Annotated in this window: 15 protein-coding genes and 2 pseudogenes; 3 read left to right on the top strand and 14 right to left on the bottom strand. The window is 41.8% G+C overall.

Annotation, left to right across the window (positions count from 1 at the left end):
• The first annotated feature begins 31 nt into the window (after positions 1 to 31).
• On the top strand, positions 32 to 1,420 hold the full coding sequence (purB, locus tag Q0017_RS03560) for an adenylosuccinate lyase (RefSeq protein WP_298142783.1): 1,389 nt from the start codon (positions 32 to 34) through the stop codon (positions 1,418 to 1,420).
• A gap of 49 nt (positions 1,421 to 1,469) precedes the next feature.
• Here purB and Q0017_RS03555 read toward each other — a convergent pair whose 3' ends face one another.
• The 9 genes and pseudogenes from Q0017_RS03555 to Q0017_RS03515 form a co-directional block, all read right to left on the bottom strand.
• Positions 1,470 to 3,584, bottom strand: coding sequence for an Ig-like domain-containing protein (locus Q0017_RS03555; protein ID WP_298142780.1), 2,115 nt, complete (start codon positions 3,582 to 3,584; stop codon positions 1,470 to 1,472).
• A gap of 124 nt (positions 3,585 to 3,708) precedes the next feature.
• On the bottom strand, positions 3,709 to 4,671 hold the full coding sequence (gene sohB / locus Q0017_RS03550) for a protease SohB (protein ID WP_298142776.1): 963 nt from the start codon (positions 4,669 to 4,671) through the stop codon (positions 3,709 to 3,711).
• Between the two features lie 113 nt (positions 4,672 to 4,784).
• Positions 4,785 to 5,597 (bottom strand): annotated as a pseudogene (gene pstB, locus Q0017_RS03545) (phosphate ABC transporter ATP-binding protein PstB); the annotation flags it as partial.
• Between the two features lie 80 nt (positions 5,598 to 5,677).
• Positions 5,678 to 7,066 (bottom strand): phosphate ABC transporter permease PstA, encoded by a 1,389-nt coding sequence (pstA, locus tag Q0017_RS03540; protein WP_298142770.1) that lies wholly within the window; start codon positions 7,064 to 7,066, stop codon positions 5,678 to 5,680.
• The gene (gene pstC, locus Q0017_RS03535; RefSeq protein ID WP_298142767.1) at positions 7,063 to 8,442 is read right to left on the bottom strand and encodes a phosphate ABC transporter permease subunit PstC; all 1,380 of its coding nucleotides are present in this window, start codon (positions 8,440 to 8,442) and stop codon (positions 7,063 to 7,065) included. Before pstC ends, pstA begins: the two co-directional genes overlap by 4 nt.
• A gap of 92 nt (positions 8,443 to 8,534) precedes the next feature.
• Complete coding sequence (locus Q0017_RS03530) at positions 8,535 to 9,557, bottom strand: substrate-binding domain-containing protein (protein ID WP_298142764.1); 1,023 nt, start codon at positions 9,555 to 9,557, stop codon at positions 8,535 to 8,537.
• A gap of 578 nt (positions 9,558 to 10,135) precedes the next feature.
• Complete coding sequence (locus Q0017_RS03525) at positions 10,136 to 11,410, bottom strand: amidohydrolase family protein (RefSeq protein WP_298142761.1); 1,275 nt, start codon at positions 11,408 to 11,410, stop codon at positions 10,136 to 10,138.
• 183 nt (positions 11,411 to 11,593) lie between these two features.
• Positions 11,594 to 13,126, bottom strand: coding sequence for an aspartate aminotransferase family protein (locus tag Q0017_RS03520; RefSeq protein WP_298142757.1), 1,533 nt, complete (start codon positions 13,124 to 13,126; stop codon positions 11,594 to 11,596).
• A gap of 2 nt (positions 13,127 to 13,128) precedes the next feature.
• Positions 13,129 to 14,496: a diaminobutyrate--2-oxoglutarate transaminase gene (locus Q0017_RS03515; protein WP_298142754.1), complete on the bottom strand. Its 1,368-nt coding sequence runs from the start codon at positions 14,494 to 14,496 to the stop codon at positions 13,129 to 13,131.
• A gap of 456 nt (positions 14,497 to 14,952) precedes the next feature.
• Here Q0017_RS03515 and Q0017_RS03510 point away from each other — a divergent pair, with 456 nt between their 5' ends.
• Positions 14,953 to 15,654: an SIMPL domain-containing protein gene (locus tag Q0017_RS03510; protein ID WP_298142752.1), complete on the top strand. Its 702-nt coding sequence runs from the start codon at positions 14,953 to 14,955 to the stop codon at positions 15,652 to 15,654.
• Positions 15,655 to 15,696: 42 nt separating this feature from the next.
• Here Q0017_RS03510 and proB read toward each other — a convergent pair whose 3' ends face one another.
• On the bottom strand, positions 15,697 to 16,830 hold the full coding sequence (proB, locus tag Q0017_RS03505; protein WP_298142749.1) for a glutamate 5-kinase: 1,134 nt from the start codon (positions 16,828 to 16,830) through the stop codon (positions 15,697 to 15,699).
• Positions 16,831 to 16,858: 28 nt separating this feature from the next.
• Positions 16,859 to 18,079: an Obg family GTPase CgtA gene (gene cgtA, locus Q0017_RS03500; RefSeq protein ID WP_298142746.1), complete on the bottom strand. Its 1,221-nt coding sequence runs from the start codon at positions 18,077 to 18,079 to the stop codon at positions 16,859 to 16,861.
• A 255-nt stretch (positions 18,080 to 18,334) separates the two neighbouring features.
• Here cgtA and Q0017_RS03495 point away from each other — a divergent pair, with 255 nt between their 5' ends.
• Entirely contained in the window at positions 18,335 to 19,519 is a 1,185-nt protein-coding gene (locus Q0017_RS03495; protein ID WP_298142862.1) for an MFS transporter, read from the top strand.
• Positions 19,520 to 19,571: 52 nt separating this feature from the next.
• Here the strand turns inward: Q0017_RS03495 and Q0017_RS03490 are convergent, their stop codons facing one another.
• The 3 genes and pseudogenes from Q0017_RS03490 to uvrB all read right to left on the bottom strand — a co-directional run bounded on the left by Q0017_RS03490 (position 19,572) and on the right by uvrB (position 24,389).
• Positions 19,572 to 21,029: a glyceraldehyde-3-phosphate dehydrogenase gene (locus Q0017_RS03490; protein WP_298142743.1), complete on the bottom strand. Its 1,458-nt coding sequence runs from the start codon at positions 21,027 to 21,029 to the stop codon at positions 19,572 to 19,574.
• 251 nt (positions 21,030 to 21,280) lie between these two features.
• Positions 21,281 to 22,215 (bottom strand): annotated as a pseudogene (gene rarD, locus Q0017_RS03485) (EamA family transporter RarD).
• A gap of 152 nt (positions 22,216 to 22,367) precedes the next feature.
• Positions 22,368 to 24,389, bottom strand: coding sequence for an excinuclease ABC subunit UvrB (gene uvrB, locus Q0017_RS03480; RefSeq protein ID WP_298142739.1), 2,022 nt, complete (start codon positions 24,387 to 24,389; stop codon positions 22,368 to 22,370).
• Positions 24,390 to 24,736 lie beyond the last annotated feature (347 nt).

Genomic DNA, 24,736 nt, shown 5'->3' with positions numbered 1-24,736 from the left:
TACGTTTCATTCCAAAGTTTAAGGAATTGCTATGAACGCTTTAACTGCACTTTCTCCATTAGATGGACGCTATGCGAGCAAATGTGATGCTCTCCGTCCTTTCCTATCTGAGTTTGGTCTCATCCATGCCCGTGTGACTGTTGAAGTACGCTGGTTGCAAGCACTTGCCAACCGCCCAGAAATCACTGAAGTTCCTGCGTTCTCAAGCGAAACAAATACAGCTTTAGATGCCATCGTAGCTGACTTCTCTGAAGATGACGCTAACCGCATTAAAGAAATTGAACGTACTACCAACCACGATGTAAAAGCGGTTGAATATTTCTTAAAAGAAAAAATTGCGGGTATTGAAGAATTAAAAAATGCAGGCGAATTCATTCACTTTGCATGTACTTCTGAAGACATCAACAACTTGTCGCATGCTTTAATGCTCAAAAGCGGTCGTGAAGTGCTTGCAGCATCTATGCAACAAATCATTGATTCAATTGTAGCTTTAGCTGAGAAACATGCAGACCAACCCATGTTGTCTCGTACACATGGTCAAACTGCAAGCCCAACTACATTGGGTAAAGAAATGGCAAACGTTGCGTATCGCTTAGCGCGCCAAATCAAACAATTCAACAATGTTGAATTATTAGGTAAAATCAATGGTGCAGTAGGTAACTACAATGCTCACCTTTCTGCTTACCCAGATATCAACTGGCCTGCGCATTCACAAGCATTTGTTGAATCTTTAGGTTTGACATTTAACCCGTACACCACACAAATTGAGCCACATGACTATATGGCTGAATTGTTTGATGCTCTACGTCGTTTCAACACCATCTTAATCGACTTTAACCGTGACGTTTGGGGTTATATCTCACTTGGTTTCTTCAAACAAAAGTTAAAAGATGGCGAAGTGGGCTCATCAACTATGCCACACAAAGTGAATCCAATTGACTTTGAAAACTCAGAAGGTAACTTAGGTATTGCGAATGCAGTGCTTGCTCACCTTGGCGAAAAACTTCCAGTATCTCGCTGGCAGCGTGACTTAACTGACTCAACTGTGCTTCGTAACATGGGTGTTGGTTTTGCACAAAGCTTAATCGCATTTGAAGCATGTGCCAAAGGTATTGGTAAACTTGAATTGAATGCTGCACGCATTAACGAAGATTTAGACAATGCGCAAGAAGTATTGGCTGAACCAATCCAAACTGTAATGCGTCGTTACAACGTTGAAAAACCTTACGAAAAACTAAAAGCCCTTACTCGTGGTCAAGCGATGACACGCGAGATGATGGTTGATTTTGTCAACGGTAACGAATTACAAGCCGTACCTGCTGAAGATCGTGCGCGTTTAGCAACCATGACACCGGCAACCTATACAGGTAATGCCGCTGAACAAGCTAAACAAGTTCAAGATTTAATCTCAAAAATCTAAACTGTTGTCCTAAAAAAGCGGCGTTTAAACGCCGCTTTTTTTATGCACTTTAAATATAGCTGTACGCTTGTAACCAATCATCTTGTTTGAAAGTTGTGGTGAGCACAACAGGTTCTATCAATACACTAGTACTACTTAAAGCCTCTGCCCCACCCAACAAAGTGGCCAAAATCGGTTCAATGCTATTGTCTTGAGGCTGCTCCAAAACTAGACTTTGGGTTGTGGTATAAAAAAAGCTACTCTCTTGTGTAACAAAATCCAAGCTGAGCGTATCAAAATCTAGGCTTGCTACAGTTGGCTGAACAACGGGCACAATATTCAATTTGAAGGTATCACTCATAGCACTGGTATTGCCACTTTGATCCATTTGAGTAAAGCTAAACTGATGGGAGCCTAAAGCTAATTCAGCATCAGGCGTATAACTCCACGTACCATCGGATTTAACTTTTACAGTTGTCACAGCAATGCCTTGATCATAAATAGTTAAGGTGGCATTGGCTTCAGCGCGTCCCTCAAATTTGGGGCGTGCATCATCTGTTTGGGCATTTTGGCTCAGATTGCCTGTTTTATCCCCCACGCCATCATGCACACTCAGCGTGTTTAAATTAATTTTGCTTGGTGCAATGGTGTCTTTACGCCCAATCACTTGGCTGGCAACTGACTGATTATTGGCAGCATCTATGACATACAGATTGGCGATGCTGTTATTGATCAGTGGCTGCGTTAAGTTAATACTAAATTGACCTGTACTGTCAGCTTGACCTGAGCCAATGGTACTTTCTTGTCCATTGCTGATGATTGATATTTTAATTTTGCTATTTGGCTCAGCTGTACCTGTGACCTGTGTACCCTCTGCATTGATCGTCGTTTTAGCTGCCTCAGGTGCTAAGGTGTCAAGCTTTGGCTTTAAACTCAGCGCATCACTACTATTACCTGCGGCGTCTTTAACAACAAGCTGGGCTGTACTAGCATCTGTCAATGCAGCTGTGAGCTGAATCTCAAAATAACCTTCAGCATTGGCTGTTGTGCTAGTAATAACTTGACCGTGCTCATCTTGGATTTCAATGCTGCTATTGGCTTCGGCATAGCCTTTTATTTGAGTTCCTACACTGTTGACTTCTAATGTTGGTTGAGCGGGTGCTAAAGTATCTTGCCCAACAATTACAATAGTGTCTACAGATAGATGACCTGCAGCATCTTGGCTAATGACTTTTGCCGCGGTATTTGTAGTTAAAGGCGGATTTACACTGATGGCAAATGAACCATCTGAGCCTGCTGTCACTGGACCTGCCAATACAGTCTTGCCATCTGCACTGTATAAGCGAACCTGAGTACCTGCTTCAGCACGACCCGATACGATGCTGCCAGCATCATTAAATTGTGCTTCTACTGCTTGAGGTGCAATGGTGTCTTTTTCACCTTTAACAGCCACCAAATTGGATTGATTGCCTGCAGCATCTTTGGCATACACAGCCACAGTTTCACCATCGGTGACATCACGTTTTAATTGAACACTGTAATTACCACTGGCATCTGCAGTCGTCTCTCCTAACAAATTACCTTGTAAATCTTGTACATAAACTTTGGCTTTGGCTTCAGTTTTACCTGTCACCACTTGACCTTGGGCATCTATGCTCGCGCTTGGTGCTGTAGGTGCAGTGGTATCTTTTACTTGGTCAGTACTGTTGTCATCATCAAATGCGGTGAGGTAAATGGCTTCCACCCCTAACACCACTAAAGCTGGTTTGACCCAAGATTTGTCATACCATGCGGTTTTTTCCATCGGTTCTTGTGCCACGACCGTGCTAGGTTGTGGGTTTAGCCAAGTTTGACCGCTTGCCAACTGATTGAGATACTGAATCGGGTTATAGTCAATCACCTTACCCTTTTGATCAAATTCCACCACATTAAATGTGCCATTTTGCTCAGGTAAAACCAAACTATGTGCTGTTGAACCATCCGCGTGAAAGAACTGTTCAAGGGTAATTTTTTGACCATTCTTTAAAGTTATAATCAGTTGATGACCTGAACGTACTATGTTACTAATATCTTCGCGACTATGACTCAGTTGTACAATAGATGCCTGATTTAATGCCACCCATTGGGTATCGGTATTATGTAAAGTGGCTAAATTTTCTTTATTTAAAACGACGATAATCGCCATAGATTCCTCAATTTTTTTTATAGCATCATGCTCAAGCATCTAACTTAGCAAAAGCCTAAAAAAGCAACAATGCTTAAAACAAAAAAAACCAGCAAGATGCTGGTTTCTTTTGAAGTCAAGTGACTCAAAGTTTTGGGTCACGTAATTGCACTAAACTGCTGTTGGCTTGGCTTAAGGTCTGTAAAACTTTATTGACCAAAGTAGGTACTACATGGTCAGCCACCTGTGCAGCTTGAAGACCTAACTTTTCACCTAAGGTCGGTTTTTTACGCGTTTCAATGCTATAAACGTCATGCGCTGCCAATAAGCTGAGTAAGTATTCGTCGGAAGTTTTCAGCTCATCCACTAAGTTTAAATCTAAAGCGTCTTGACCATACCAATGCTCACCAGTGGCAACTTGTTCAATGTTTAATTGATTACGGTATTTTTCAACAAAGTGCTTAAATAAGGCATGCGTTTGTTGTAACTCTTGTTCAAATTTAGCTTTACCTTCTTGAGTGTTTTCACCAAAGATGGTCACGGTACGTTTGTACTCGCCTGCCGTATAAAGCTCAAAATCGATGTTGTGTTCTTTCAGTAAACGATTAAAGTTAGGCACTTGTGCCACAACACCAATTGAACCGACCACAGCAAACGGTGCTGAGATAATATGATTGGCAATACAGGCCATCATATAACCACCACTAGCAGCCACTTTATCGACACAAATGGTTAAATGAAAACCAGCTTCACGTAAACGTACCAATTGTGCAGCTGCAAGACCATAGCCATGTACCATACCGCCGGGGCTTTCTAAACGAACCACCACACGATCACGCCCAGCTTCAGCAGTGGCTAAAATCAGGGTAATTTCCTCACGTAAACTTTCTACCGCAGACGCAGCAGTGTCACCTTTAAAGTCAAGTACATAGACTTTTTCATTATTCTTTTTGCGCGCACGCGCCTCTTTAGCCAGCTGCTGACTTAACTGTAACAGTTCTAGCTTAGATGCCGTCATCTGTGCCACTTTTTTACGCTGCTCATTCACGCGGGCATTTAAATGACGAATCGAAAGTTCTGCAGCAATTTTAGGGGCATGAAATAGCATAACGCTCTCGTATATTTTTATGTTCCTCATCAACATGAGGTCAAATCAAAGAAAATTCAATGTTTTTTTACAAATAAAAAAGAGCCCGTAGGCTCTTTTTAACTGATTCAAGCTTAACCAAAACGTCCAGTAATATACGCTTCGGTCAATTGATGATCCGGTTGGGTAAAGACTTTTTCAGTTGAGTTCACTTCAATTAAGTCACCCAAATGGAAGTATGCTGTACGATCAGACACACGCGCTGCTTGTTGCATCGAGTGGGTGACAATCGCAATGGTGTATTGATTAGAAAGTTCAGAAATTAATTCTTCCACTTTTGCCGTTGCAATCGGATCGAGGGCTGAACATGGTTCATCCATTAAGATCACATCAGGGCTGACTGCAATGGTACGTGCAATACATAAACGCTGCTGCTGACCACCAGATAAACCCGTACCTGGTTGATTCAAACGATCTTTCACTTCATCCCAAAGACCGGCTTTACGTAAACTGCTTTCTACAATCTCTTCTAAATCATATTTATCGCGTGCCAAACCATGTAATTTTGGTCCATAGGCTACGTTTTCAAAAATAGATTTTGGAAATGGGTTTGGCTTTTGGAATACCATACCCACTTGCGCACGCAATAACACCACATCAAGATTTGGATCATAAATATCTTGACTCTCAAGCATCACTTTACCGGTTACGCGGCAGCTATCAATCGTGTCATTCATACGGTTTAAGGTACGTAAGAATGTCGATTTACCACAACCTGATGGCCCAATGAATGCAATCACTTCATTTTCGTAGATATTTAAGTCAATGCCTTTAATCGCTTCAGTTTCACCATAATACACATGAACATCTGAAGTGCTGATTTTAACATTAGCATTTGCAGGCTTTTGTTTGCTTGGCTGCATATCAAATTGCGCGCTGAAGCTACTGCCTGTTGATGCAGCATTTGCATCGGTATTCACTGGATTCACGTTATCTTTTACAACTGTATTCATCAATTTATCCTCAATTACCAACGCACTTCGAATTTCTTACGTAACCAAACTGCAAAGGCATTTAAACTAATCATCATCGCCAACAACACAATAATCGCGGCTGCGGTACGTCCTTCAAAGAAGTTACGTAACTCATTACCTTGCCATAAGAAAATTTGCACAGGTAATGCTGTTGATTGATCAAACGGCGTTGTAGGTACGCTCGATACGAAGGCACTCATGCCGATTAACAATAACGGTGCTGTTTCACCTAAAGCTTGCGCGACCCCAATAATAGCACCGGTTAAAATACCCGGTAGGGCCAACGGTAATACATGGTGAAATACCGTTTGTACACGCGATGCACCTAAACCTAATGCCGCTTGACGGATCGAAGGAGGTACCGCTTTTAATGAAGCACGCGTGGTAATAATCACGGTCGGTAAGGTCATTAAACTCAGCACTAAACCACCGACCAAAGGTGCTGAAAGTGGTAAATGCATCCAACCAATAAAGATTGCTGCACCTAACAAACCAAATACAATTGAAGGAACAGCCGCAAGGTTGTTAATGTTAACTTCAATAATATCAGTAATGACATTTTTTGGCGCAAACTCTTCTAAGTAAATCGCAGATGCCACACCAATTGGAATCGAGATAAAAATCACGATCAGCATCATAAACAGCGAGCCCATGAACGCACCAGCCAAACCTGAGGTTGCAGGTGAACTACGTGAGTCTGCGCTATAGAAAATATTGGTATTAAAGGTATTTTCTAACAGGCCTTTGGCTTTTAAGTCATCGGCAAGTTGACGAATTTCAGGGCTTAATTGTTGCTGTGCATCAGGCAATGAACGATCAATATTTCCTGCCAACCAAACATCAACATTTGCATCGGCCAACACGTTAATGTCTTTGGTTTGACCAATTAAGTTTGGATCTTTAAACACCATATCACGTAAGCGATAAGATTCAGAACTGGTATACAAGCCCGATAAATCATCACGATACGCAGCAATGCTTGGGTCTTTGGCAATCATGGCATTTACGATCAAGGCATCCCAATCGACCATACCCATTTTCATTTGCCAATCAATATAACGCTGTTCATATTGTGCAGGATTTTCGTTTTCCATGGCAACAGGTTTTGGACCAACGTCAATAACTTGCGCATCGAAGGTAATCGGCAGCGTCATACTGGTTTGCCAAAATGCCGGCAAACCTTTGTATAAAATACTACTAAATAGTAATACAACAAAGAATAAGCCTGACAGTACCGCAGTAAAGCCAAAAAATTTAAAGGCTTTTTCTTTACGGTGACGTTTAGCCAATGAGTTTGCAATCACTTGTTTGCGCTTATCGCGTGCGACCGCTGCTGCCTTAGGATCAAACTGTGGCAGCGTAGATTGATTTGATGTACTCATTCGTATTGCTCGCGATATTTACGCACAATGTATAGTGCAATGATGTTGAGACCCAATGTAATCACAAATAAGGTTAAACCAAGTGCAAAGGCAACCAAGGCTTGCGGGCTAGCAAAGTCGGTATCACCTGTTAATTGATTCACAATGGTAATGGTGACCGTAGATACTGCTTCTAAAGGATTGGCGTGCAACAGTGGGCTATTACCTGCGGCAAGTACCACAATCATGGTTTCACCAATGGCACGCGACGCTGCCAATAAGAATGCACCGATAATACCCGGCAATGCTGCAGGCAACACCACCTGACGAATCGTTTCTGATTTGGTTGCACCTAAGCCTAAAGAACCATCACGTAATGCGCGTGGTACTTGCGTAATAATGTCATCCGACAATGATGAAACAAAAGGAATGATCATAATACCCATCACTAAACCTGCGGTCAGTGCACTGGTGGCATTAATGTCTAAACCTATTTGACTGCCTAACATTTTTAAGAAAGGACCAATCACCATTAAGGCAAATACACCATAAACGATCGTTGGAATACCCGCCAAAATTTCAATGGCAGGTTTTGCCCAAGCACGGAAACTTGATGATGCATATTCTGCTAAGTAAATCGCAATCATCAAACCCACAGGTACTGCCACCAATAAGGCAATACCACTGACCATTAAAGTACCCCAAATCAGCGGCAATAAACCGTACTGACCGTCGGCTGAACCTGATGTGCTAAAACCTGGGTTCCATTCGGTTCCAAAGAAGAAATCGAGCGGACTAACAAAACTAAAGAAGCGCATGGCTTCACTAAACATCGACATGACAATGCCGATGGTGGTCAAAATTGCCACACCTGAACATAATGCTAAAGCGACATTAATGGTTTTTTCGACTTGGTTACGTGCACGGTAATGTTGGCTTAAACGCTTTTTCGCCAATAATAAACCTGCAATCGCTGCCGATAACACCACTGCAAATTTTGCAAAAGAGGCAACTGTGGCCATTTTTGCAAGTTCCGTTGCTGCTGCCAACTCGTAGCTGAGCGGTTGATCACTCACCCCGAAACCTGACGCAATCGCTTGTACACGATCCATGAGTACTGCTGTACTTGCAGGGTCTAAACCTGCTGCAATGTCACTTGGTACATTATCCATGACCACATGACGCAAAATACTTGGCTCAATTACATTCCATAGCAACAAAATTAAAATTGCAGGGATACCACACCATAACGCCACCAACGCACCATAATAACCTGGGCGCGAATGCAGCATTGCCGAGTTATTCCCCTGACCTGCTAATTGACGACTTTTACGTAAACCGAGCTGATAGCCAATGGCAATCAACGCCAATAATACGCCTATAAGTAGCAGATTCATGTCTTCTCCAGCATTTTTTCAAGTGACTTGAAAAAAAATTTAAAAAAAGCCAATGAAGGGATATACCCTGCATTGGCCGTTTTACGCTTAACTTATTTTACAGCTTTGCCTGCTTTAAAATCACTTAAGATTTGTGCACGCTCAGCATCTGACAATGCGATTAAGCCCGCTTTTTCAAGCTTTGAACCTTTGCCTGATACTTTTTTGCTCAGGTAGTATTCAGTAAATTCGTTTAGACCTTTAATTGACTTTAAGTGCTCGCCTTTCACGTAGAAGAACAACGGACGTGAAACAGGATACGCGCCATTTAAAATCGTGTTTTCAGATGGCACCACATTGTTTACTGTCGCAACACGTAATTTGTCACGGTTTTGGTCATAGAAACCTAAACCAAACACACCCACCGCGCTTGGCGATGTGGTTAAGCGTGCCAATGTTTCTGTGTAGTCACCTGAAATTTCAACTACACGACCATCTTTACGGAATGTTGTACATGCATCTTTATGTGCATCTTTATCAAGCGCTTTAATCGCTGCATAAGCATTACAACCTGCATCTACCATTTTTTCTTGGAACACTTCACGCGTACCATGGTTAGATGCTGGAATTACTAAAGTAATTGGCTCATTTGGTAAGCTTTTATCAATTTGGTTCCAATGGGTATATGGGTTATCAACCATTGTGCCTTTTGACGGCAACTGTGCTGCTAATGCTGCAAAAACATGATAAGGCTTTAATTTATATTCGCTTTTTTGAGCATTTGACGCAAAAACAATACCGTCATAACCAATTTTAATTTCTAAAACTTGTTTTACGCCTGCCTGATGACAGCTTTCTAATTCTGTTGATTTAATTTGACGCGATGAGTTGGCAATATCAATTGTATTGTCGCCTACACCATTACAGAACTGTTTTAAACCACCTGATGAACCGCCAGAGCCAACAACAGGTGCCTTAAATTGAGGGAACGTATTGCCAAACTCTTCTGCAACAATACTTGAATATGGCAGAACAGTTGAAGAACCGGCAATTTGAATAGTGTCACGTGCTGCATTTGCAGTCGTTGCTGCCAAAGTACAAGCGGTCAGGGCGATTGCAATGTGGGTTAAACGCATTCTCATCTCTCTTGATTAGGCCGAAAGTACAGCATCAGAATTGTTAAGTTGTGTACTTTTTTCGATATGAGCATTTTGATTTTAAAATATGACAGTGAGGTTACAGCAATATGACGCTTTTATGATAATTGTGCCTGACATTTGAACAAGCAAGGTTTTATGTTTCCTCAAAAAAAATCCATGTATTAAGGTGACTTTATCTTAAATAATTGTATTTTATTTATATTTTAAAAAATTAAATCATCACATGATTTTGGCTTTGCTCAGTCAATGAGCATCTATTTGATTACACAATTAAACACTGAGTGATTAATCTTTGTGCTAGTGACTACAACACCCACCTCTAAACATTGTAACAATGACTAAACAATTGAAGCGTCTTTACAATACAAATACATGCCGACACAGCACGTCATTTACGCTATTTTGCGTAAACTTACTCATCCAGTTAGGTCATATTTAGTAGATTTAAAGCATAACACCCAAAAATTGCGCAAAGATTTTTTCTAATTGACTGACATATCATTACAAAAAGAGGAAAGGCTTGATCAGCCTTTCGTCTTTTCATGTATCTGTAATTATTTTGCCTTAAATTGATCAAATTCAACTCGACCATCCTTAATAACCACCTCTACACGTTCTAAGGCACTAATATCTTGAAGCGGATTGCCATCCAAGATAATCAGATCGGCTATTTTACCTTTTTCTAAGGTTCCTAAATTGTGTTGTCCTAGTGCTTTGGCTGCAATAGAGGTTGCAGATAACAATATGCTTCGATTATCAATACCCTCACCTTTCATGACTCGAGTCACGGTTGGAACTACCTCTTTGGGAGGAATACCTGGCATATCAGAGGTAAATAATGGCTGTGCTCCCGCTTTGAGCATGACCTGCACATTATTGCGCAGCACATCATAATCGTGTTTGTCTTTATCTTCGGCATAACCTAAACCAATAAAACGCTGTAAAAAACCCAATGTAATGGCAACCGGCTTTTGTTGCTGACCGGCTTTGAGTAATAAGCTGCCATCGGTATCTTTGGTTACAGTGGGTGGATGAACAAAGCCGTCAATCCCAACCTCTAACAACATGTTCACATCTTTGGCATCGGCATTATGTGCTAAAACGTTCAATTTATGCTTATGCGCTTCATCCACAATGGCGCTCATCACCGCTTTACTCAATTGCGTTTGATTGGTGACACCATCAAAAACCACCACATCTGCGTTATCTTGCACGAGCTTTTGCACAGACGCACGCGCTTGCTGTGGTGTATCTATTGATAAGCGGACATGGGTATTGCACCATTGCTCTTGTTTGCCTGTTAATCCTGCACAAGCATAATAGTCACCAGATTTCAGCAATACCGGCCCTGCTGCGATGATGCGTGGTCCTTTAATTTCACCTTTTTCAACCAACTCTCTGACTTCATAAATATAGGGTGCAAAATCAATCGGCGATAAGATAGAGGTAATGCCATATTGTAAATGTCCATTTAATCGCTCAGTTAATTCACCCTGAATAAATGTTTTTGCCTCAGCATTACTGGTCGCGGGCATTTTTATAGGAAAGTCATAAAAATTCCAAAAAAGATGCAAATGTGCATTAATTAAACCTGGCATCACAGTTTTGCCCTGAGCATCAATCACTCGATCGGCTTTGTCTTTGATTTTTCCAGTTTTAACTGCTTTTACTTTGCCATCTTCAATCAGTACATGCGCATTTTTAATTAATGCTGAACCTGTACCATCAAAGACAGTCGCATTTTTAATCATCAGATCTGCAGCATAGGCAGGAGAGCTGAGCAATGCACTTATAAAGCAAGTTTGCAGTGCAATATTTTTAATATTCATTTTTTCCATCCATTCATTCTAGTTTTTGGTTTATTTATACTTTTGGGGTTTTGGTTGTAATTTAAAAATTATATAAGATTTTCTCAAAAACATGCTCATCACTCGCAAAACATTGCCATGCCACGACCAATAGCACATAAAAAAGGAGCTCAATTGAGCTCCTTTTTCTTACACAGCATCTAATTAAGCAATTGGTGGTGTATAAGTACCATCTGCAATTGACACGTTAATACGATCAGATTCGCTTAGCACAAGTGCCAACAAGTTCTTCACGTTGTCTAACGTTGCCACTGGGCTTAAAGTGGTCATTTTCAAAGATTGAACTTGACCAACTTTAGTCACACCAATATTGGCTTCACCGCGTGCAAACAATTCATCTGCCACGTTTTGGTTTAAGGTATCAAGTAATTCTGTTGGGTAACCTTCAGGAATCACACGGAATAATACCGATGCAAATTGTGGCTCAACCAACATCTCTAAACCATCAGTTGCATCGATATACGCCGCAACATCACGAGTAAGCGTTACACCGTGGTCAATCATTGAACCATAAAGCTCTTCACCAAGTGCTTCAATCGTCATCCACAATTTCAACGCATCAAAACGACGTGTTGTTTGGAGTGACTTCGACACCAAGTTTGGTACGCCATGCTCTTCATCATAAGCTGAGTTCAAATACTCTGCTTCATAATGCATGAAACGATAGTTCGCTTCATCTTTGAGTAAGAATGCGCCACAAGAAATGGTTTGGAAATAATGCTTATGGAAATCAAGCGTGATCGAATCAGATAGCTCAATGCCATCCAACATATCACGGTGATCGTTAGACAGAATTAAAGCACCACCCCATGCCGCATCGATATGCATCCACGCGCCATATTTATTGGTGATTTCACGTACTTTTTTCAGTGGATCAATTGCGCCTGCATCGGTTGTACCCGCAGTTGCAACCACACATGCCACAATTTTACCTTCCGCTTGAAGGTGCGCCATGGTTTTTTCAAGTGCATCCATGTCCATGCGCGCATTTGCGTCAACAGGAACAGTCACAACTGATTGGAAACCCATGCCCATCATCGCCATGTTCTTTTGCACAGAAAAATGTGCATTTTCAGAACAAATGACTTTCACGTTACGCATTGCATCAGATGGCACGCCATCACGCTGAACAGACCACGGCTTGCCGTTTTCGTCTTTCCAGTTTTTTGCAATGCATGCATCACGCGCAAGAAGCACACCCATCAAGTTAGACTGGGTACCGCCAGAGGTGAATACACCAGCTTGACCTGCACCGTAGCCTACTTTTTGACGTAACCAATCAATGAGTTGCACTTCCATCAATGAACCGGCTGGGCTTTGATCCCAAGAGTCCATTGATTGGTTAGTCGCGTTAATTAACACTTCCGCGATTTGGCTTGTGACCATGGTTGGACAATGCAAATGCGCAAGCGAATGCGGGTGATGTACTTTTAAGCTTTTGTTTAAAAAAAGCTCAACCATACGCTCAAGCGACTTTTCTACGCCCAAACCTTGTTTAGAAGGATTAAACGCGATGGCACTGCGTAGCTCATTGATGCTACCGCCTGTGTACATTTTGTCATTTTGTAACCATGCTGCAACCGCTTGGGTTGCTTGCTCCATTGCTGACGTATAGTCAGCAATAGAGGCAGCATCATTACAGAGCAAAGCTTTACGATGTTCTGCAAAATCAACCATTATTATGCACCTCGAACTGCAACAAGCGCTTCAGCAAGTGCTTTCTTGAAACGAGCAACAGCTTCAACACATTCATCATGAGTGATGATGAGTGGGCAAAGTAAACGAATCACTGTACCGTTACGACCACCTTTTTCTAACAACAATTTGTTGTTGAAACATGCAGTTTGAATCGCAGCCGCCAATTGAGAATCAGCCGGTAATGAACCCATGTGATCAGCAGCTTTACGCTCATCCACAATTTCAACACCAATCATTAAGCCACGGCCACGAACGTTACCGATACATGGGAATTCTACTGCTAATTTTTTAAATTCAGCTTGTAGATAATCACCACGTTCTTGCGCGTTTTGGGCAAGGTTTTGTTCTTTAATGGTATTAATCGTTGCAAGACCTGTACCCATTGCCAACTGGTTACCACGGAATGTACCGGTGTGACCTGCTGGCTGCCAAGCATCAAACTTACGTTTAATACCCAATACTGCAAGTGGTAAACTACCACCTACCGCTTTTGACATTACCACAACATCTGGTTCAATACCTGCGTGTTCATAGGCAAACATTTTACCTGAACGTGCAAAGCCTGCTTGAACTTCGTCAAGAATAAGCACGATGTTGTGCTTTTCAGTCACTTCACGGATTTTCTTTAACCATTTTACAGGTGCAGTCACCACGCCGCCTTCACCTTGAATTGCTTCAAGAATCACAGCTGCAGGCTTAGTTACACCGCTTTCTACATCTTCAATAAAGTTTTCGAAGAAATATGTTAACGCATCTACACCCGCTTCACCGCCTAGACCCAATGGGCAACGGTACTCATGCGGATATGGCATAAATTGCACACCTGGCATCAAGTTGTTGACTGCATTTTTTGCAGACAAGTTACCTGTCATTGCCAATGAACCGTGCGTCATACCATGGTAACCACCAGAGAAGCTGATCACTGTGCCACGACCAGTAAAGGTTTTAGCCAGTTTAATCGCAGCTTCTGTTGCATCTGCACCAGATGGACCACAGAACTGTAAACAGTATTCTTCTTTGCCACCGGGCAATTGCTCAAGCAACGCTTCGGTAAAGGCATCTTTTAAAGGAGTCGTTAAGTCTAAAGTATGCAATGGTAGACCGCTTGCAAGCGTGTCTTGAATACTTTGAATAACCGCAGGATGGTTATGACCTAACGCCAAGGTACCTGCCCCAGCTAAACAATCAAGGTACTGTGTACCTTCAACATCGGCAACCCAACACCCTTGCGCTTTTGCGATCGCTAACGGTAATTTACGTGGATAACTACGCACATTTGATTCCATTTGACTTTGGCGAGTCAAATAGTACTCGTTAGTAGAGGCAGGGTTTACTGAAGTAACGCTCATATCGAATTACCATCTCTGATATGGGTTGAAAGGAATAAGTCGGGGGACTTTCGGTCTTTGACTCGGTGCTTTATATACTTGTTAGACGATCACTTGTTATTCGTCATAACTAGGAGCGCGATGATACCGAATTTTTGCGAAAAATAAACAATTTTCGGTGTTTTATCATGCTCAAATTCATTCAAAAAACTGATCATACTAACCAATAGATTGAATTATCATCGCACATTATGACAATTGAAAGAAATGCTTATTTTTTATAATTTTTTTAACCACTTTTTAACCGTTTGGTAGCAAACTAAATACGATTTTTATAAACCTCTATTTTTGTTTATGTTTATCAAAATTTAATGCTCTTATATTTTTTACATTCCTACCACAAACTCTGCTTATTTATGCCTAAAATGCAGCCTAAGATGGAACAATCCGTTCCTTCCTCGATTGATTATGCCTGCTATGAATAAAATATTATTTGCTGCTTTAAGTTTGACTGTTTTATCACCTATAACCAGCTATGCCAACGACAATGACTTACATTACAACCTGATTAATATTCAAGCTGAAGCTGAACGCGAAGTGTCTAATGATTTAATGCACGCCGTCTTGTATGTAGAAAAATCACATAAACAACCTGCCCAATTGGCCAATGATATTAACCAATTGCTCAATCAAGCCACGCTTGCTGCTAAAAAATACCCGCAAGTTAAAATTGAAACAGGTGCTCAAAGCACCTATCCAATTTATGACACGGACAATCGTAAGCTTAAAGAATGGCGTGGACGCAGTGAGATTCGCCTAGAAAGTGCTGATTTTAGAGCCTCAAGCCAACTGATTAGTGAACTACAGCAGTACTTACAAACCAGTTCGATTCATTTTTCGGTATCCGATCAGAAACGTAAACAGGTTGAAAATGAATTGATCATGGAAGCGTCTCAGAACTTTCAACAACGTGCCAAGACCATGGCAAAAGCGTGGAATAAGGCCAATTATCAGTTGGTCAGTTTAAACATCAGTAGCAATAACTATTATTATGCCGCTGCTGTGCCACGTGTCGCGATGATGAAAGCATCAGCTGATAATAGTGTGACAGAACAAAATGTGGCAGCCGGTGATTCAAAAATGAGTGTCAGTGCTAGCGGCTCAATTCAACTGCAATAACATCAATAAAAAAATCCCGCTCGAAAGCGGGATTTTTTTAAATTAGTAAATCGCCATATGGTTACGATGAATCATCTCTAAAGAGCGTGCTTCACCTAAGACCTGATGTACCTTATCTGAAGCTAAACCTTTAACAATGTCAGCAGAACGCGAGCTAAAATTAACGCGTCCTACTGCAATGCGATGACCCTGTGTATCCACACATTCCACCACATCACCACGCTCAAAGTGCCCTTCTACGGCTTTTACACCAACCGGCAATAAACTACGATGATTATCTTTAATGGCTTGAATGGCACCATCATCAATCACCAAACGACCTGCGGTTTGTAAATGTGCCGCTAACCATTGCTGATGTGCAGTGATGCGATCATCGTCGGTAATAAATAAGGTACCCAGCATCTCACCTGCCATGAGACGTGACAATACTGCATCACTGTCGCCACTGGCAATTAAGGTTGGACAACCCGATTTAGCGGCTAAACGTGCTGCACGAACTTTGGTCAGCATTCCGCCACGGCCAAATTTACCGCCACCACCTGCCATGTCAAACAAACTTTCGTCCATGGCACGCACTGTACTAAACAGTTTGGCATTTGGATTAGATCGTGGGTCGGCGTCAAACATGCCCTCTTGATCGGTTAAAATAATCAAAAGATCGGCATGCACTTGACCGGCAACCATCGCAGCAAGTGTGTCATTGTCACCAAAGCGAATTTCGTCGGTTGAAACCGTGTCATTTTCATTGATCACAGGAATCACACGCCAATCAATCAGGTGCTGCAAGGCATCACATGAATTGAGATAACGACGACGATCCGCTAAGTCATCATGGGTCAGCAGCACTTGTGCGCTACCGATTTCATGTTGTTCAAGCACGCTTGACCAAGTTTGAATTAAGCCCATTTGACCAATCGCGGCACACGCCTGAAGACTAGGTAAATCTGTGGGTCGGCTGTCAAACTTCATACGTACCATCCCTTCAGCCACAGCACCTGAGGACACTAAAATAATTTCGTGTCCGGCATTATGTAGATCTGCGATTTGTCCCGCCCAATGCGAGATGGCATCTAGATCTAAACCCTGCCCGTTTGCTGTGAGTAAAGATGATCCGATTTTTACAACGATTCGTTTGCAATCCTTGAGCTGACGTTGCCCATCTACCACTTCTATCATCTTGTCCTCAGACTCTTACTTTTACCGATTAACGTACGTAGAACACTTCTACGCCATTGTCTTGGTCATCGCCATCTTCATCATCTTCGTCGTCACCTAAAATACCAGCAAGACGTTGTTGACGACGCATCTCACGATACGCTTCTTTGGCGGCAATGGTTTGCTCACGTGTTTCAGCTTCAAGCTGATCACGGAACGCTTTCATTTGTGCTGCATATTCAGGATCTTCAAGCTCACGCTCGCGTTGCTGCTCAATTTGATCCATTAAGTAATACACAACGTCTTTGGTGCCTTCAAAGGTTAAACCAGAGGTTTTAAACACCGGACCTGTCCACTGCATTTCTGCAAGCAGGTGATCACACCACTCATCACGGGTATCGCTTGCCAACTGGTCGACTTTGTTCAATACCAACACAATTGGCAATTGAGATAACGTTGACGAGAAGTTATTCAATTCAGCTAAAATTGCTTTGGCATTATGTGCAGGATCAGAACCATCAATCGGTTGTACATCAACGATGTGTAACAAAATACGCGTACGGGCTAAGTGTTTTAAGAAACGAATCCCTAAACCTGCACCTTCCGATGCCCCTTCGATCAAACCTGGAATATCAGCCATGACAAATGAGCGATGACTGTCGGCATCCACCACACCTAGGTTAGGCACCATGGTGGTAAATGGATAGTCAGCTACTTTTGGTTTCGCGGCCGACACCGCACGGATAAAGGTTGATTTACCCGCATTTGGCATACCCAACAAACCTACGTCTGCCAATACTTTTAATTCAAGACGAACTTCACGAAATTCGCCTTTAAAACCATGCGTACATTTACGTGGTGAACGGTTGGTTGATGATTTAAAGTGGGTATTCCCTAAACCTCCATCACCGCCTTGTGCCACGATTACGCTTTGACCTGCTTCTACCAAATCGCCAATAATATCGCCAGATTCAATATCGACAATGGTGGTTCCCACCGGAACTTTAAGAACTACAGATTCTCCACCACGGCCAGCACAGTTTGCGCCACGACCATTTTTACCGCGCTCAGCACGGAATCTACGGGTATAACGATAATCTACTAGGGTGCCTGTGTTCTCGTCGGCTTCAATAATGACATTACCGCCACGACCACCATCACCACCATCTGGACCACCAAATGGTACGAACTTTTCACGGCGAAAACTGGCTACGCCATTGCCACCGTCGCCAGCCTCTACGGTAATGACTGCTTCATCAACAAAGCGCATACTGCCAATCCTCTAAAAACTTTAAAACCGCTTATTCTGCCATATTTTTCAAAATTTCTCGACTATATTCAGTACATGCTCTGTGATAAGCGCGGTTATTTTTTAAGAATTTTATTTTTTATTCCTCGTTTTGATGCTTTTTCAAAGATCTATATTCGCTATAACAATCAATTGATCGTTTTTTGTTATTTGTTGTAGGCAGAATGAGCCTCTATAGTCACTTACAAATCTTGTTTAAGTGTTTCCATGCCAAACATGTCTTCTTCTCCAACTCAAGCACTCTCATCGCAATTTGTACTTATCATGGCGCTGGCTTGCGGTTTATGTGCAGGTTCAGCCTATTTTAACCAACCGCTCATTTATTCAATTGAAAAAAGTCTTAATATTCAGACCAGTCAAGCCGGTTTTGCTGTGGTGGTGGCGCAAATTGGCTATATGCTTGGTTTAATGTTATTGGTGCCTTTAGGCGACTTTTTTAATAAACGTAAACTTGTGGTCAGCCTCATGTGCTTTGCAGGCATCTCACAAATTTTATTGTCCACAAGCAGCAGTTTAAGCAGTTTATATGTCTTTACTTTATGTGCCACTTTTGGCGCCATTTCAGCACAAGTGTTAATTCCATTTGCATCCAGCATTAGTCCACCTGCATCAAGTGCTGCCACAGTGGGTAAACTCATGAGTGGTTTGGTGATGGGGATTATTTTATCGCGCACCTTTGCAGGTTTTGTCTCGACCTATTGGTCATGGCAAGGGGTGTATTTGAGTAGTGGGATTTTAACCTTGTTATTTGCCGGGCTGATGTGGAAAAAACTCCCCGACACCCAACGTCAAGCTAGCTTAAAGATCGGTGATATTTATCGCTCATTGTTTAGTTTAGCTCGACAAAATCCACATTTAATTCGTCGTGCTAGTGCCGGTGCTTTAGGTTTTGGCGTGTTGTCTATGGTATTTACCTCAATGACTTTTGTCTTGGGCAGTGCACCATATTACTTTAGCGACTTTGAAATTGGCTTATTTGGCTTACTGGGTGTGATTGGCATTTATTCATCGAGTTGGTCAGGCAAAACGGTTGGACAAGGTAAAGAAAACTTTGTCGCAAAACTGTGTATTACGTTAATGCTGTTGTCTTGCATACCCTTATATTTTGCGCAACACAGTTTAATCATTTATGCCATTGGGGTCTTAATGAGCTATTTTGGTTTAACCGCTTTTCATGTGTTAAATCAAAACTTGGTTTATCGTATAGATGGCAAAGCACGCTCACGCATTAATGCGGTTTATATGACCATTTATTTTACTGGCGCTGCCTTAGGTTCATTAGGCGCAGTCTATGCTTGGCAACATTATCAATGGTTAGGCTGTGTGGTTTTGGGTTCAATTTTTTCTGTGGGCATTTTGATGATTGATCGCTTTGATTTTAAACACATGCAAAACACATAATCTTTAAAATAAAAAAAGCGCCTCAAGAGGCGCTTTTTCTTAGCTTTACAAATTATGCATTTGTTTCAGCAGGAATTTTTGGATAGGTTACGCCACCCATTTGTTCAGCGATACGTAATACTTGGCAGCTATAACCCACTTCGTTGTCGTACCAAACATATGCTGTTAAACGGTTGCCAGAGGTAATCGTTGCTTGCGCATCAAATACACCTGCAGTGCGTGAACCAATAAAGTCAGACGATACCACTTCAGTTGAGTTGGTATAGCCAATTTGACCTTGAAGGCTTGAGCTGATTGAGATTTGGCGAATGTATTCATTCACTTCGTCACGATCAACTTCTTGGTCTAAAGTTAAGTTAAGAATAGCAAGCGATACGTTAGGTGTTGGAACACGTACCGAGTTACCTGTTAACTTACCTTTAAGTGCAGGAAGTGCTTTAGCCACTGCTTTAGCTGCACCTGTTTCAGTAATCACCATGTTTAATGTTGCAGCACGACCACGACGATCCGCTTTATGGTAGTTGTCGATTAAGTTTTGGTCGTTTGTGAACGAGTGAACTGTTTCAACATGACCATTGATCACTTTGTATTTGTCATCTAACACTTTAAGTGTTGGTGTGATGGCATTGGTTGTGCAGCTTGCAGCAGAGATGATGCTATCTTCATCTAAGATGTCCGCTTGGTTCACACCAAATACCACGTTCTTCATCTCACCTTTACCAGGTGCAGTTAAGATCACGCGCGCCGCGCCTGGGCATTCTAGGTGTTGTGCAAGACCTTCTGCATCACGCCATTTACCTGTGTTATCAATGATTAATGCATCGTTGATACCATAAGCGGTGTAATCTACTTCTGTTGGTTTAGATGCATAGATCACTTTGATGAATTGACCGTTAGCAATAATTGCTTCGTTTTCTTCATCAACAGAAATCGTGCCTGCAAATGGACCATGGATTGAGTCACGGCGTAATAAAGACGCACGTTTTTCTAAATCGCCATCTGCAGTTTTACGTACCACAATTGCTTTTAAGTTTAAGCCACGGCCAAGACCTGATTGACCAATGATTAAACGTGCAAGGATACGACCGATACGACCGAAACCGTAAAGCACAACGTCACGACCTTCAACAGATGTTGGACGACCTTCAGCTGCTTTTACTGCGTCAGCAACAAATGCATTTACATCGCCACCTTGTGCTGCAAATGCAACTGCAAGTTTACCTAGATCAACTTCAGCTGTACCAATGTTGTCCACTTGTGCCAATGCTTCTAAGATTGGGAAAGTGTTGACAACAGAAAGCTCAACATCAAGTACACGTGTACGACGGTGTGCTTTTAAAATCTGGATCACAGAACGGTTAACTAAAGAACGACCGAATACTGAAACCACGATATTTTTTTCACGGTATAACTGACCGATTAATGCGATCATTTGTTCCGCAAGTTCTTCACGGTTTTTCCAGCGACCTTGGTGCTCTGCATGTAGGGCGATGATAGTCTCTTTGCTCACAGATACGTCCTCTAATTAATTGTATATCTAGGCATAAATTTCAAAACCTGACAATTGTAATGGAATTCTTAGCAAGTTTGAATCAAAAGCTCGGAAAAGCTCGGCAATTTTGTACGATATTCACTATAAAGCTGCAAAATAGTTGTAATTATTTAAATGATTTCTCTACAGAAAAATAAAAAATCCTTATTTTTCAGTAAAATTACAACATCAGCCAAGTGCTGTTTAATTACACAAAAGACACATAAGCACTATTTTTGCTGATTTTTTTCAATTTCAAGTGCTAAAGCCTGACTATTTTTGGCTAAAGCACGTTGTTTTTGCTGCTGTTTAATCACGTGTAAGCTGCCTTCAATCACCAATAATAATACTGCCAACCAAATGGGTATGTAGGTCAACCATTCATCATGGGCAATACGCTCACCCAACATCATTGAAGAAAATGCCAACAGGACTGGCTCTAAATAACTGAGTAAACCAAAGATCACAAATGGCAAATAACGACTGGCCAACATATAGCTGCCCAATCCCAAACAGCTTAAAAAGCCAAGTCCAATCACCGCCCAAATCAAATATGGAACATCAACAATAATGCTAAAACTATCGCTGTGCATAAAGGCTAAATAAATGGCAACCGGAATCACCAAAGCCAAATCCCACCTAAATGATCAGTTTTAAACACACGGCGTAAAAAGAAATATAAAGGATAAGCCACAGCAATATAGGCAGTTTCCCATGCCATATAGCCCATGCGCCAAATTTCATGTGACACACCCAACAATGCCAAACCAATGGCAGCAATTTGCCACGCGCTGAGTTTTTCTTTATACAGCAGGCAACCCACCAAAACCATGACCAACGGCAGTAAAAAATAGCCCAAGGAAACTTCTAAGCCACGACCATTAATAGGTCCCCATAAAAACAACCACAATTGCGTGGTACATAAAAATGAACTACACATTAACCACAGCAACATTTTGGGTTGTTTAATGACGCGCTGAAAAACCTCTGCAACACGACTTAAATCACCACTCCACCACATAAACAACGTTAAAAATGGCAAAGTCGACAACATCCGCCATGCAAAGGTCTGTTCACTATCAAGCGGTTTTAAAAATTCGGTATAAAAATACAACACCCCAAAGGTAAACGATGCCAATACTGACAACATCACGCCCTTATACATCGTTTATGCTCCTTGAAGACGTAGCTGTAGTATAGATGCTAAACCCCAATTTGGTCTTTATAAAAAATTGTCAGTGTCTAATGATAAATATGGCGGATCAATAGTGCCATCACGCAAAATTTCGTCAGCATCTGTATGTTCCACCTAAGGGCTTATTGCAACATTTGCGCTTTTAAACGTAAGATTTCATCGCGTAAACGTGCTGCTTGCTCAAATTGCAATTCTTTAGAGGCTTTTAGCATGTCTTTTTCAAGTTTGGCCATATGTTTGGCTAACACTTTTGGATTGGCCAATAAGTGTTGCTCGTCGGCATTTAAAGCTTTGGCTTGTGCTGAGATGTTTGCATCAATTTGATCGTCATCTAACACTTCACCAGTATCAATTTCTTTAATTACCTGACGTTTAGCACTGCGTGGCGTGATGCCATGTAACTCGTTAAATTCTATTTGCTTGCGACGACGACGATCAGTTTCATCAATGGCTTTTTGCATAGAGTCGGTGATGCGATCGGCATATAAAATCGCTTTGCCTTTTAAGTTACGTGCTGCACGACCAATGGTTTGAATTAAAGAACGCTCAGAACGTAAAAAACCTTCTTTGTCGGCATCTAAAATGGCCACCAAAGACACCTCTGGCATATCCAAACCTTCACGTAATAAGTTAATTCCCACCAAGACATCATAAACGCCAGTACGCAGCTCATGAATGATTTTCACTCGCTCCACTGTATCAATATCTGAGTGTAAATAAGCAACTTTAATGCCGTATTCTTTTAAATAAGAACTTAAATCCTCAGCCATGCGTTTGGTTAAGGTGGTGACCAATACACGCTCATCAGAATCTTTACGTAAATTAATTTCTGAGAGCACATCATCCACTTGGGTTAACACCGGACGAATCTCAATTTCAGGGTCAACTAGGCCTGTTGGGCGTACCACCTGTTCAGCAATTTGTTCGGCTTTTTCAAGCTCATATTTGGCCGGTGTAGCACTCACATAAATGGTTTGCGGTGCAATGCGCTCCCATTCTTCAAATTTCATTGGGCGGTTGTCTAGGGCACTTGGCAAACGGAAACCATAATTGACCAAGTTTTCTTTACGCGAGCGGTCACCTTTATACATCGCGCCAATTTGTGACACGGTGACATGGGATTCATCAATAATCAGTAAAGCGTCTTCGGGTACATAATCAAATAAAGTGGGCGGTGCTTCACCGGATGGACGACCGGATAAATGGCGTGAATAGTTTTCAATACCGTTGGTATAGCCCAACTGTTGCATCATTTCAATGTCATAACGGGTGCGTTGTTCAATACGCTGTGCTTCAAGCAGTTTGTCATGAGCGCGGAAAAATTCTAATTGTTGTTTAAGTTCAGTCTTAATGGTGCCAATGGCACGTTCTAAATTATGTTTTGGCGTCACATAGTGGCTTTTGGGATAAATGGTGACGCGCGGTACTTTTTTCACCATTTTACCGGTGAGTGGGTCAAACCAACGAATGGAATCGACTTCATCGTCAAACAGTTCCACACGAATGGCATGTTGGTCCGATTCGGCAGGGAAAATATCAATCACTTCACCACGAATACGGTAGGTCGCACGTAAAAATTCAAGTTCGTTGCGGGTATATTGCATTTCGACCAAACGACGAATCAAATCGTCACGATGCACACGGTCACCTTGCACAATATGCAGCAACATACTCATATACGCTTCAGGGTCACCTAAACCATAAATTGCCGAAACCGAAGCCACAATAATCGCATCACGGCGCTCTAACAAAGCACGCGTGGCCGATAAACGCATTTGATCGATATGATCATTAATGGCAGAGTCTTTTTCAATAAAAGTATCTGATGAAGGCACGTAAGCTTCTGGCTGATAATAATCATAATAAGACACAAAATATTCCACCGCATTGTTGGGGAAAAATGCCTTAAATTCACCATAAAGCTGTGCCGCTAAAGTTTTGTTATGCGCCATGACAATGGTCGGACGTTGTGTTTGGGCAATCACATTGGCCATGGTATAGGTTTTACCCGAACCTGTTACCCCAAGCAACAACTGATCGTGCATGCCTTGTTGCACGCCTCGTACAAGCTTTTCAATTGCCTGTGGCTGATCACCTGCAGGTTGATAATCGGTAACTAATTGAAACGGCTGACGCTCATGCATAACAATCAAAACTTCAACAAGGACAAGTTCTGCATTGTACGAGCCTCAAGCCTGTGCACACAATGCTATTCTTGGCTTTGTTTTGCTAAACTTCGTAACTTTGGCTAGCCAGCTGTATAAGGCTCATATAATGGTTTTTATCGTCAAAAATAGCTTGAGGTAGCCAACTTAGTTGTTGATGCCACCACAATACTTAAACTGATTGCTAAGATGTGTTGCGCGCTATGTTTAAAATTTCATCCAGTAAAGTTCTTCCACAGCAACTGTGTTTGATTGCAATTTGCAATAAAAAATAACCATCATCACTTGACCAATAGACTTGGCAACTGCACCATGAGTGTTAATCT

The sequence above is a fragment of the uncultured Acinetobacter sp. genome, assembly GCF_947624825.1.
Lineage (GTDB): Bacteria > Pseudomonadota > Gammaproteobacteria > Pseudomonadales > Moraxellaceae > Acinetobacter.
This window is presented reverse-complemented; position numbering and strand designations above follow the sequence as displayed.